The organism is Oceanobacillus sp. FSL W7-1293 (genome assembly GCF_037969815.1).
Classification (GTDB): Bacteria; Bacillota; Bacilli; order Bacillales; family Amphibacillaceae; genus Oceanobacillus; species Oceanobacillus oncorhynchi.
On record NZ_CP150212.1, the window covers coordinates 1866194 to 1878372 of the forward strand.

The 12179-nt window shown below is 39.3% G+C and carries 11 protein-coding genes; 10 read left to right on the forward strand and 1 reads right to left on the reverse strand.

Annotation, left to right across the window (positions count from 1 at the left end; genetic code table 11):
- Nucleotides 1-6: 6 nt before the first annotated feature.
- The gene (locus tag MKY65_RS09195) at nucleotides 7-1725 is read right to left on the reverse strand and encodes a sigma 54-interacting transcriptional regulator (RefSeq protein ID WP_339184158.1); all 1719 of its coding nucleotides are present in this window, start codon (nucleotides 1723-1725) and stop codon (nucleotides 7-9) included.
- A 210-nt stretch (nucleotides 1726-1935) separates the two neighbouring features.
- Here MKY65_RS09195 and MKY65_RS09200 point away from each other — a divergent pair, with 210 nt between their 5' ends.
- The 10 genes from MKY65_RS09200 (at nucleotide 1936) to MKY65_RS09245 (ending at nucleotide 12118) form a co-directional block, all read left to right on the forward strand.
- Entirely contained in the window at nucleotides 1936-3093 is a 1158-nt protein-coding gene (locus MKY65_RS09200; RefSeq protein ID WP_339184159.1) for an acyl-CoA dehydrogenase family protein, read from the forward strand.
- Nucleotides 3094-3114: 21 nt separating this feature from the next.
- Nucleotides 3115-4296 (forward strand): CaiB/BaiF CoA-transferase family protein, encoded by a 1182-nt coding sequence (locus tag MKY65_RS09205; RefSeq protein ID WP_339184160.1) that lies wholly within the window; start codon nucleotides 3115-3117, stop codon nucleotides 4294-4296.
- Between the two features lie 27 nt (nucleotides 4297-4323).
- Complete coding sequence (locus MKY65_RS09210; RefSeq protein WP_339184161.1) at nucleotides 4324-5094, forward strand: SDR family NAD(P)-dependent oxidoreductase; 771 nt, start codon at nucleotides 4324-4326, stop codon at nucleotides 5092-5094.
- Between the two features lie 38 nt (nucleotides 5095-5132).
- Nucleotides 5133-6311: a lipid-transfer protein gene (locus MKY65_RS09215; RefSeq protein ID WP_339184162.1), complete on the forward strand. Its 1179-nt coding sequence runs from the start codon at nucleotides 5133-5135 to the stop codon at nucleotides 6309-6311.
- Between the two features lie 99 nt (nucleotides 6312-6410).
- Nucleotides 6411-7190: an enoyl-CoA hydratase gene (locus MKY65_RS09220; protein WP_339184164.1), complete on the forward strand. Its 780-nt coding sequence runs from the start codon at nucleotides 6411-6413 to the stop codon at nucleotides 7188-7190.
- Between the two features lie 56 nt (nucleotides 7191-7246).
- Entirely contained in the window at nucleotides 7247-8836 is a 1590-nt protein-coding gene (locus MKY65_RS09225; protein ID WP_339184166.1) for an AMP-binding protein, read from the forward strand.
- A gap of 70 nt (nucleotides 8837-8906) precedes the next feature.
- Nucleotides 8907-9695 carry an enoyl-CoA hydratase/isomerase family protein gene (locus tag MKY65_RS09230; protein WP_339184167.1) on the forward strand — a complete coding sequence of 263 codons (789 nt, stop codon included), beginning with the start codon at nucleotides 8907-8909 and terminating at the stop codon, nucleotides 9693-9695.
- Nucleotides 9696-9941: 246 nt separating this feature from the next.
- A complete protein-coding gene (locus tag MKY65_RS09235) occupies nucleotides 9942-10589 on the forward strand; it encodes an SDR family oxidoreductase (RefSeq protein WP_339184169.1) in 648 nt (215 codons plus the stop codon).
- 222 nt (nucleotides 10590-10811) lie between these two features.
- The gene (locus MKY65_RS09240) at nucleotides 10812-11339 is read left to right on the forward strand and encodes a GNAT family N-acetyltransferase (protein WP_339184171.1); all 528 of its coding nucleotides are present in this window, start codon (nucleotides 10812-10814) and stop codon (nucleotides 11337-11339) included.
- A 380-nt stretch (nucleotides 11340-11719) separates the two neighbouring features.
- Nucleotides 11720-12118: a RidA family protein gene (locus tag MKY65_RS09245; RefSeq protein WP_339184173.1), complete on the forward strand. Its 399-nt coding sequence runs from the start codon at nucleotides 11720-11722 to the stop codon at nucleotides 12116-12118.
- The last annotated feature ends 61 nt before the right edge of the window (nucleotides 12119-12179 follow it).

Consider the following 12179-nt stretch of genomic DNA (forward strand, 5'->3'; position numbering starts at 1 on the left):
TTTCTATCAATAGATTCCATATTCCTTCATCTTTTTATATAGCCAGGGTCTACTTATACCAAGCAATTCACTCGCCCTGGTTTTATTCCCTGCCGTTTCTCGTAAAGCTTCTAGAATGGTTTCTTTTTCGGTGATATTAATTCGTTTTTTAAAATTATATATCCCTTTTTCTAAGGAGGATGATGTCTCCTCCGTATTTCTAAAAATAGAAGGAATGTCATCCACATCAATGTAATCACCGGATCGTATATTCGCTGCTCTTTCAATCATATTTTGCAGCTCCCTCACATTGCCGGGCCATGAATACTCCATTAATCTCACTAAAGCGGAGTGTGTTACGCCTTTGATAAAAAAACCGCTCCGGTTCAAATGATTGATAATATCATTTGCGATTTCTGGTATATCTTCTATTCTTTCACGCAGGGGAGGCATCTTGAGATTCATAATATTTAAACGATAATATAAATCTTCTCTAAATTTACCATTCCGATTTAATTTTTCTAAGTCCTGATTTGTGGCAGCTATGATTCTGGTATTTAAATGAATGGTTTTTTCGCTGCCAATTGGCTGGAATTCTTTTTCTTGTAAAACTCGAAGCAATTTTGCCTGCAAAGGAAGAGGCATATCTCCAATTTCATCCAAAAAGATTGTTCCATTTTGGGCCAGTTCAAACTTACCTTTCCTGCCGCCTGGTTTTGCGCCTGTAAATGCGCCGCCTTCATAACCAAAAAACTCCGATTCCAGCAATTCTGGCGGTATTGCTGCACAGTTTACTCCAACAAATCTTCCTGTCTGATTGGAAGCTGCATGGATCCCCTGGGCTAACAGCTCTTTTCCAGTACCGCTTTCACCAGTTATTAAAACGGTAGAAATACTTTTCGAAGCAAGCAACGCCTCATTCTTAACTTTTTGAATCGCTTTAGATTCCCCTGTGATATCATGTAATGTATATTTTGTTCCTTTGCTTTTATGAATTTCATCTCTATAAGCAGATACTTGCTTTTCTAATCTTTTTACTTTTGTCAACGCTTCCAAAAGGTTTGTTAGTCCTCGGAAAGAAATTTTGCAAATAGCGCTGTTTAATTCACCATTTTCTCTAATTAACGTAATAGAAATAAGGCATTGGGTACCATTTATTATTTGTGGCGTATTACTAATATTCGTCCCTCGCTTCAAAATCGTTTCAATATCTAATTCAGGGAATAACTCAGATGTAGATTTAGAAAGGACTTCTTTGCTGCTTAGCTGAAACAGATCGGTGAAGCTTTTATTTACCATTGTTATTTCTGCATTTTTATTAAGAACAATCATTGCATCATAGGCAAAGTCAATAACAGATGTGAATTGATTATAAACGATGTTATAGGAGTCCAACAGCTCCTGTGTTGAAAGCAAGCCAACTGGCTTCATTTCAGAGTTTACTACTGGAGCGTGTCCAACATTATGATTTAACAGATGAGCTCTTGCTTCGCTAAGGGAATCTGTATCTTTTAAAAATACTGGTTGTTCAATATAGAACGCTGTAATAGGTGTTTTAAATGAAAATTTATTTACTAATAGGTGAAAAATTTTATTCTTTGTAATGATTCCGATCAATAACCCATTCATGTCTACAACAGGCAGCATCTTTGAATGTGTATTTAAAAATACCTCAATCACATCTTCTAAGGTATCCTTCACGGTACAGCTGACAAAATTAGTGGTCATATAATCCGAGATCAGCAAATTCATTCCTCCTGGTAAGTAAATAGTTTCTCTTATTGTACCAAATTATTAGTAAATATAAATAATTCCGTTAACAAAAATTATCAGTTAACAGTTCGAGTGTTAACGATGATTAACAATGCCCTGTAAATATTGCCAGCAGGAAGCTGAAAAATAATTGGCATGATTTTTGCTTCTTAATAGATGAGTGTAAAAATGGAGGTGTTTAAAATGAACCAATTACAATACGTGGATGAAGAAATATTGTTACTAAAAAAATCAATTGAAGCTTTTGCAAAAAAAGAAATCGAGCCATATTACGAGCAGTGGGAAGAGGACGGCATCATCCCAAGAGAATTATGGAGGAAATTAGGGGAGGCAGGTTTCCTATGCGTGGATGTTCCAGAACAATATGGCGGTTTAGGGGGACCGTTTTCCTTTTCGGTAACAATTATTGATGAGTTAAGCAGACTGGGATATAGTGCGGTATCTACTAATATATCAGTCCATTCTATTATTATAGCTCATTACATTTTGAATTCTGGAACAGAAGAGCAGAAAAAATATTATTTATCTAAAATGGCTACAGGGGAGTTAATAAGTGCAATTGCTATGACAGAGCCTGGGGCTGGGAGTGATTTACAGGGAATCCAGACTACTGCAGTGAAAAAAGAGGATATGGATGGCTATGTTATCAACGGTTCCAAAACATTTATTTCAAACGGGCAAACCTTTGATTTTGCCATTGTCGCTGCAAGAACAAATCCGAATGAGAAAGCTTCTAAGGGGACAAGTCTATTTATAGTAGATGCGGCAGATCCAGGGGTCATCAAAGGGAAAAAATTAAACAAAATTGGCTTATATCCAGCAGACACATCGGAATTATACCTGGAGGATGTAAATGTTTCATCCGATCGGATAGTAGGAAGAGTTGACGCCGGCTTTGCTGTATTGATGAATGAACTGCCCAGAGAACGAATTACGTTGGCTGTTGGAGCATGTGGAGCTATGGAGGGCGCACTTACTATTACAATACAATATCTCGAAGAAAGAGAAGCTTTTGGAAAACACTTAAATGAACTTCAGACAATTCGCCATAAAATAGCAGAAATGGTAACAGAGGCAAAAGTTAATCGTGCTTTTGTAGAGCAATGCCTTAGATTATTAGAAAACAATCAGCTTTCGACTGCAGATGCAAGTATTGCAAAGCTTTCAACTACAGAAGCGCAAGGAAGGATAGTAGATGGATGCTTACAGCTTTTTGGCGGCTATGGCTATATGAAGGAATATCCAATTTCAAGAGCGTATGTAGATGCCAGAGTGCAGCGAATTTACGGGGGTACATCAGAAATTATGAAAGAAATAATCAGTAAGGATGTATTTAACTAGCTATTGGCGGGAGGAACTCACTTGGGTATTTTAAATGGAATGAAAGTACTGGATTTTACCACCTTGTTACCAGGTCCATTTGCGACAATGATGCTCGCAGATATGGGGGCAGACGTGATAAAAGTAGAATCACCGCATAGGGGAGATATGATAAAGCAGCTTCCGCCGATGGAAGGGGGAGTTTCAGCTGTTTATGCACAGCTCAACCGCTCCAAGCAATCGATGACGCTTGATTTAAAGCAGCCAGAGGCAACAGAAATCGTCAAGAAACTGATTGATGAGTATGACATCATTATTGAGCAGTTTCGTCCAGGCGTAATGGACCGCCTGGGGATTGGTTATGAAACTTTGAAACAAGCGAATCCAAGCATTATTTACTGCTCTATTACTGGGTATGGGCAAACGGGACCTCTACAAGCTAAGGCCGGGCATGATATTAATTATCTTGCTTTATCCGGAGCTGCCAGTTACTCAGCACGAAAAAATCAGGCACCGGTCCCGGCAGGATTTCAAGCAGCTGATATCGGAGGCGGATCAATGCCGGCAGTAATTAGTATTTTAGCCGCAGTTTACCATCGAATGAACACTGGTGAAGGCCAATATATAGATGTAAGTATTATGGACAATATGTATGCTTTCAATGCATTGTATGGGTCCGGCTATCTGGCAGGTGGAACGGAACCAGAGCCAGAGTCATTAATGCTTAACGGGGGATCTTTTTACGATTTTTACGAAACAAAAGACGGGCGGTATTTTTCCGTTGGCAGTCTTGAGCCAAAATTTCAAAAAGAGCTGTGTAACTTACTTGGCGATCCACAGCTTCTCCATCTTAGCGGCAGCATAAAAGAAGAGGAGCAAAACCAGTTTAAGGAAGCAATGAAGAGCATATTTAAAGGAAAAACATTTGATGAATGGCTTGCCATGCTAGGTGATAATTTTGATGGATGCGTTGAACCTGTTTTAAAATTCTCTGAAACAGTTGACCATCCGCAAATAAAAGCGCGTGAGATGATTGTTCCGGTTTCAAAATGGGAGGGAGGTACACAGAATCAGATCGCTTTTCCCATTAAATTTTCTAGTCAGCCGGCCTCATATCGCTATGCTGGAGTACAAACCGGAACACATACGAATCAAGTTTTAAAAAATGCAGGCTGGAATGAAGAAGAAATCATGGAGTTGTCCCAAAAAGGATTATTTGGTTAAAAAACACTTGAAAAGGAGCGGAAAGGTATGAAAATAAAAGAGAAAGTGGCTGTCGTTACAGGTGGAGCTTCGGGGTTGGGGCTGGCAACAGTAGAAATGCTAGTAGAAAAAGGAGCAAAGGTTGTTATCTTTGATTTAGATGAAGAAAAAGCTCATGAGGTTGTTGAGAAATTAGGAGGCAATGTTCGTTATCAAAAAGTGAATGTATCCGATGAAGAATCTGTACAAAAGGGAATTGATTCAGCACTTGAGGCCTTTAGCAAGATTCATATTTGTGTAAATTGTGCTGGTGTAGGAACTCCGGGTAAAACAATCGGTCGAAAGGGGGTATTACCATTAGAAAAATATAGGCAAGTCGTTGAAATAAATTTAATTGGAACCTTTAATGTATTGCGTTTAGCTGCAAATGTGATGAAAGACAATGAGGAAGTTACAGATTCTGGAGAAAGAGGAGCGATTATTAATGTAGCCTCTGTCGCAGCATTCGATGGACAGATGGGGCAGGCTGCTTATGGGGCAAGTAAAGCTGGTGTAGCAGGAATGACATTACCATTATCACGAGATTTATCAGAGTTTGGGATACGAGTTAACACCATTGCTCCTGGGTTATTTATGACACCAATGGCCAGTGTTTTGTCTGAAAAGGTAATAGAGAAGCTGTCTGCAAGTGTTGAATTTCCAAAACGTTTAGGAAAAACGAGCGAGTTTGCAGAGCTAGCAGGATTTTTGATGGAACAGGAGTATATAAATGGAGAGGTTATTCGACTGGACGGCGGTATTCGGATGGCGCCAAGATAATTTGCTTAACATAGCTGGAACAGTGAGGAGGCGGTAACATGACAAATAATGCAAATGTTATTGGGGTGGATATGGTAAAGTTTGAAAAGCCGGGAAAAAATGAGCCATATGAAATTATGGCTTCAAAGGCAATAACAAATGCCTTGAAAGACGCGGGTATCAGCCTGCCGGATGTCGATCAAGCTTACGCAAGCTATGTATATGGTGATAGTACAAGCGGCCAAACCGCACTTTATCGTGTTGGTATGACGGGGATTCCGATTATCAATGTAAATAATAATTGTTCTTCGGGATCCACTGCACTCTTTTTAGCGCGTCAAGCAGTGGAATCTGGTGCAGCAGAGTGTGCTTTAGCATTTGGATTTGAGGAAATGCAGCCGGGAGCGTTAGGGGAAAATTGGTCAGATCGTACATCGCCCTTTCAATGGCTTTATGATCAGTTTGATGTATTAAACCCAGAATTACCAGATGGGCCAGTTGCCTTAAAGGTATTTGGCGCAGCCGGAATAGAGTATCTTGAAAAATATGGAGCGAATCCGGATATCTTTGGAAAAGTTGCTGTTAAATCAAGACAGCACGCGGTCCATAATCCTTACTCCTTGTTTACCAATCGTATCACGCTGGACGAAGTAATGCAGTCACCAGAGGTATACCCAGGTTTGAAGAGACTGATGGCTTGTCCGCCAACTTGTGGAGCAGCAGCTATTATTGTTTGCAATGATGCCTTTGCAAAAAAACATAACCTCCGGAAGGCAGTGAGAATAACCGCTCAATCTATGACAACGGATAAGCCAGATACGAAAAACGATAATATGCATTTAGTAGGAATTAAAATGACAGAAAAAGCAGCCGCTGCAGTCTATGAAAAATCGGGTATCGGCCCAGAGGATATCGATGTTGTAGAATTGCATGATTGCTTTACGCCAAATGAGGTTATTTCGTATGAAGGATTAGGACTTGTTGAAAAAGGTGGAGCAGAGAAATTCATCCATAATCAGGATAATACCTATGGTGGAAAAATCGTCGTCAACCCATCAGGCGGTCTCATGTCTAAAGGACATCCTCTTGGCGCAACAGGGCTGGCACAATGTACGGAACTTGTTTGGCACCTTCGTGGAGAGGCAGGGAAGCGGCAGGTTGAGGGAGCACAGGTTGCGTTACAGCATAATTTAGGACTGGGCGGGGCTTGCGTGGTGACAATGTACCAAACACTTTAATATTTGAAAATTGAATTAATTGCAATCGAGTGGTTATTTCATATAAAAGAATGGAACAAGGATGAAGCTCAAAGTTCGTTATTTAAAGGAAGTGGAAATGTGGCCAATGTCAAAAAAACATTTGATCAAGGGGTCTTAGAAATCGTGTTGAATCGTCCGGATCGATTGAATGCATTAAATGCAGATATGCTATTTGAACTGGCAGAAGCAGTAAATGAAGCAAAAAGAGATTCATCGATTCGTGCGGTATTACTATATGGCGAAGGAACAGGATTTTGCGCAGGAGGTGATTTGAAGGATTTTGGTATGGATGAAACGAACGTAACAGAAGTAAAAGAATTTTTGCAGAAAGGGCATGAAGCAGTATTAGGTTTATATCATATGGAGAAGCCGACGATTGCTGCGATACATGGCCCGGCAGTCGGAGCAGGCAGTAATCTGGCTTTTGCTTGTGACATGATTATAGCTGAAGAGACAGCAAGCTTTTCTGAGATTTTTGCAAAAGTAGGCGCATTACCAGACCTGGGCGGGTTATACTTTCTGCCTCAAAAAATTGGGATGCATAAAGCAGCTGAATTAATTTTTACGGGAAAAATGCTTTCTGCAAATACAGCATTAGATTACGGATTAATTAATGAAGTTGTGGCAGCAGGCAGGTCCAGAGAGAAGGGGAAAGAGCTGGCCATATCCTTAGCAAATGGACCAACAAGAGCATTAGGACTAGCAAAAAGCATTCTTCATCAAGCGCCGTATTCCTCATTGGAGCGTATTTTAGAAATGGAGGCGCTTGGACAAGCCAGTATCTTTCAAACAGAAGATTTTAAAGAAGGAAAAAAGGCATTTAACGAAAAAAGAAGCCCTATTTTTCATGGATATTAAGTACGGCCGGTTTGAAATTAGAAGATTGTTTTATTCAAATTATGAGGAGGGAAAAAATGACGAATACAAATTTTGGATCAAGGTCGATTATAGGAGATGGCTTAAAAAGGGCGAGTAACCGGTATCCAAGTAAACCCGCATTGATTTACTATAGTGCAGATGGAGAACAGACGAAGTATACCTACGACGTATTGAATAAACAAGTTAATCAAGTGGCACATTCACTATTAGAGGCAGGAATTCAAAAAGGGGACAGGATTGCTGTAATGGGGAAAAACAGTCCGGAGGTTGTTGTTTTATCCTATGCTCTAGCAAAAATTGGAGCCTGGTATATGCCACTGAACTTTATGTTGAAAGCGAATGAGATAAGTCAGCTTATGCAATCTTCACAGCCTCGCATGTTCTTTGTGGACAAAAATCATATCGACTTGGTGCAATCGGTTGCGGATCAATTAACTGGAATTGAAAAATTTTATGGCATTCGTACAACGGAAGTTCCTGATGACTGGGAGGATTTTAGCCAGCTGCAAAATGGAAGTGAAGAAGAACCAGAATTAGAACTATATGATGAAGATGTTTTAGCTCTTTTTTATACAAGTGGGACGGAGTCTGCACCCAAAGGTGTCATGGTAAGCCATAGAAATTTTTTTCATGCAAATTACGCCTATATGGCAGCAGGTACGTTTCAGCCTGAAGACAATATACTCTTATCGTTACCTTTGATTCATATGGCGGGATTTACCTTTTTGTTAAATAGCAATATGGTCGGCATAACCATCATTATGACGGAGACACCTGTACCGGCGCAAATGGCAGAGTTAATTGAAAAATATAAAATTACATTCACTGCTCTGCCGCCAACTCTATATTTGGGGATATTAGGGATTTCTGACGGATTTAATTTATCTTATCTTCGCAAATTAATTACGTGGTCCAGTACGATTCCTAAAAGTATGGTGGTTGGATGGAATAAAATAGCTCCGGATGCAAAATTTTTTACGATACAAGGCTCTAGTGAAACGACGGCAACCCCTTTGACAGGGAGCTGGTTTAAAACATGGGATGAAGTTCCGAATGGGGACGGAAGATACGTTGGAAGGGTGATGCATACAGGCAGCGAGATTAAATTAATTGATGAAAATGGAAATGAAGTGCCTGATGGAGTACCTGGAGAACAGATAGCAAGAGGTCCCGTAGTCGTCATTGGTTATTATAATAATGAAGCAGCAAATAGCAGGGCTTTTCGAGATGGCTGGTATCATACTGGAGACGTTCTAATTCGTGATGAACAAGGCAATTATTATTTTGCCGATCGAAAAAAAGATATTGTGAAAACAGGCGGGGAAAATGTTTCCAGCCAGGAGGTAGAGAACACGTTAAGTCAGCATCCTGATATAAATCAATGTGCTGTTTTCGGTGTTCCTCATCCACAATGGGGAGAATCCGTAGTAGCTGCAGTTGTATTAAAAGATGGAGCTATAATTACAGAAGAAGAAATCATACAGTATTGTCAAACAACACTGTCCGGTTATAAATTGCCAAAGCATATTGTTTTTCGAAATGACTTACCTTTAACCTCGGCAGGAAAATTATTAAAGCGCTCTTTAAAAGATGAATACCAGGATTTATTGATGGGACAAAACTAAACAAGATTCAATTATTGATCGTTTAGTTTCTTGAAGTATAAGAGATAAAACAGAAAGGGGTTTATGCCGCATGAGTTATGAAGAAATTATTTTTGAAAAAAAACAGCAAACTGCCTGGATATATCTAAATCGACCTAATGAAATGAATTCTTTATCGAAAAAACTAATTACAGAGTTCACGCAAGTACTTGAAGAGATTGAGTTAAATAATGAAATTCGGGTAATTGTATTATCTGGAAAAGGAAAGGCATTCTGTGCAGGCGCCAATTTAAAAGAACTCTTAGATGATTTGGATAAAGAGCCAGATGGAGAAAAGGGTCTATTAGATTATGCGGAAGAACTTTTTACCAAATTAAATCATTTATCCAAACCGCTTATCGTATCATTAAATGGTGTTACCCTTGCCGGCGGTTTAGAGCTTGCAATGACAGCAGATATAGTTATTGCTTCCGAAAACACAAAAATAGGAGATGGTCATGCTAATTTTGGCGTACTTCCTGGCGGAGGAGGAGCTGTCAGATTGCCAAAAGAAATTGGAATAAATCGTGCGAAATATCTGCTGCTTACAGGGGATATGCTGCCTGCTGAAGTGTGGAAAGCGTATGGGTTTATCCATGAGATAGTACCTGCCGAAGAACTTGAAACAGCTGCACAAAGAATTGCAGATAAAGTATCCGCTAAAAGCCCGCTTGTTTTAAGTGAAATAAAAAGGCTGGTAAAAGACGGATTGGATCAATCATTGGATACAGCACTAAGGCAAGAATTACTGGCGCTTAAAAATCATACGCAATCACATGATTTCCGGGAAGGGTTAAGTGCTTTTTCGGAAAAAAGGACACCTGAATTTAAAGGATATTAATAGTGAATAAGAAATCATAGCTTATATCAGCTGCCGCATCGTTCTTTGTAAGCCCAATATGGAAGATTGGCCACTGTATGTCTTCATGTTTATTTTAATATTTTAGGATGAAAGAAGCCTTTTAAACTATTGATGTAAATCACGCTGACTACCCAGCCAGCTCTTCTACACAATCCAATTATTTAACATCTCATTCTGAAACCTTTACAATAAATAGGGAGAAGGCAAAAAGAAAGGGTGAGTGTGTTGAATATCTTAGTAGTTGGAGCAAATGGACAAATAGGGAAGCATCTGGTCAAGCTGATTCAAGACAATGGGGATCAGGCACGTGCGATGATTCGCAAGGAAGAACAAGCGAATTATTTTAAAGATTTAGGTGCGGAAACGGCCATTGTTAACTTAGAGGATGAAGTCGATGCAATTGCTAATGCAGCAGAGGGTGTGGACGCGGTCGTATTCACAGCTGGTTCCGGTCCGAAAACTGGAAAGGATAAAACCCTGATGATTGATTTGGATGGAGCGGTGAAAACCATTCAAGCGGCAGAACAGACGAATGTTAAACGTTTTGTCATGATTAGTTCGTTTGATACCAGCCGTGAAGCTATTCAATCAGCCCCTGAATCGTTTGCACCTTATGTCGTAGCGAAACACTATGCAGATGAGTGGCTGTTAAACTCCGATTTAGACTATACCATTATTCATCCAGGACTATTAACGAATGAACCTGGCACCAATCAAGTAAATCTTGGAGCCAATGTGGAACGTGGAGAAGTCCCTCGGGAAGATATTGCGAAAGTAATTTATACCAGCTTGAAAAATGATACAACCATCGGCAAGAGATTTCGTGCAGTAGGCGGACAGACAGCTGTTGAAGAAGCGATACAGTCGGTGTGATAATAAGAACGTCAGATTTTCTAATCTGTCTAGAAAGACCTGTGCTATGTAAAAGATGGGCACAGGTCTTTCTTTGTTAAATAGCCTTTTAATATGGGAGCAATTAATATCAGCTTGAGGTAATAAAAAAATAAAGAGGACATAATGGTATCATTTCATTTCAATTTAAATAATTAGAATTTTAAAAACCAATATACTGTATAAAGAAGAGAGGGATTTATAATGAATGCTTTAATCAAAAAAGTCTTTGAACAAGTAAAAACAGAAAATCTAATTCTTCGAAAGCCATCAGAAGCAGATGCTTATGCTGTCCTTGAGATTGAAGGAGATCCCAAAACAAATACATACCGGCCGTCTGGACCAATGAAAAACATAGAGGAAGCTCTGGAAAAGATAGAACTTTGGAATAAGGACTGGATAACGCATGGGTACGGTTATTGGATGATTTCTGAGCGAAAGGGCTCGGATGTAATAGGAATTGGAGGCGTAAGAAATATAAATTGGCAAGGGCGCGAAGTGTTAAACTTGTACTATAGATTTTCACCAAAGGTTTGGGGAAGAGGATATGCTGCGGAGGTAGCCAGATATTCTGTGTATTTAGCTCGTGAACACCTTTCTGAATTACCAATCATATCGAGAGTTCGTCCATCTAACATACCTTCTTTAAGGGTTGCAGAAAAAAGCGGGCTGGTGCGTCACCTAAGTTTAGACAGTGCGGAGCATATTGTTTTTACTTCAGGATGGGAGTGAATATTGAAAAATATATTCAAATATACTGGAAGGTTTTAAGGATATTGAGATTTCTTAGAATGTATTTTCCCAGCTAATTACAACAACATCTAGGAATATGTTAACATGAAAGAACAGAATATATAAAATTCTTACAATTAAATCATATTGAAATAAAAAAGGGGACTAATAGATGATGGGAAATATCGGAATACCAGGGATGATTATTACGGTGATAGCTGTTGTCCTTGTTATTTATCTGATTAGAAGACTGTTAAAAAGATAGAGGGGAACGCTTTATTAAATAAGCTTTCCTCTTGATGTTATCAGATAAATGCGCGAGATAATAATTAATCTGCAAATCGATATGCTAATAAAAAAATAATAGAATAGCAGGAGGAATGAAAGTGATAGAATCCAGAAATCCAAAGAATGTACATAAACCATTAGCTCCGTATAGTCATCAAATCGAAGCTTCCGGAGACATACGGTGGTTAAATTTGTCGGGCCAGTTAGGGATGGATGTGGAAGGCAATGTCTCAGAGGATTCCGTGGAGCAATTAAAAATGGCCTTTGAAAACATTCGCATCAATTTACAGGAAGCGGATATGGACGTAGAAAACCTGACGAAGCTTGTTTTTTATATTGTCGGGGAAATGGATGCGGATAGAAGAAGAGAAGCAATTGGCGAATTTTTAGGGGATCACCTTCCTTGTACAACGATGGTCTTTATTGCCGGGCTGGCCGGTCCACAATTTAAAGTAGAGATAGATGCATGGGCGTGTAAAGAAAATAAATAAGGAGCTATATAAAATGGATTGTCCAATTTAACAATCTCTCTTCATATCTGCAACGGAATGA

What these genes read in the sequence shown, in the direction of transcription:
- MKY65_RS09200 (WP_339184159.1), top strand. Translation starts at nt 1,936, where the DNA reads ATGAACCAATTACAATACGTGGATGAAGAAATATTGTTACTAAAAAAA.
- MKY65_RS09210 (WP_339184161.1), top strand. Translation starts at nt 4,324, where the DNA reads ATGAAAATAAAAGAGAAAGTGGCTGTCGTTACAGGTGGAGCTTCGGGG.
- MKY65_RS09215 (WP_339184162.1), top strand. Translation starts at nt 5,133, where the DNA reads ATGACAAATAATGCAAATGTTATTGGGGTGGATATGGTAAAGTTTGAA.
- MKY65_RS09225 (WP_339184166.1), top strand. Translation starts at nt 7,247, where the DNA reads ATGACGAATACAAATTTTGGATCAAGGTCGATTATAGGAGATGGCTTA.
- MKY65_RS09230 (WP_339184167.1), top strand. Translation starts at nt 8,907, where the DNA reads ATGAGTTATGAAGAAATTATTTTTGAAAAAAAACAGCAAACTGCCTGG.
- MKY65_RS09240 (WP_339184171.1), top strand. Translation starts at nt 10,812, where the DNA reads ATGAATGCTTTAATCAAAAAAGTCTTTGAACAAGTAAAAACAGAAAAT.
- MKY65_RS09245 (WP_339184173.1), top strand. Translation starts at nt 11,720, where the DNA reads ATGAAAGTGATAGAATCCAGAAATCCAAAGAATGTACATAAACCATTA.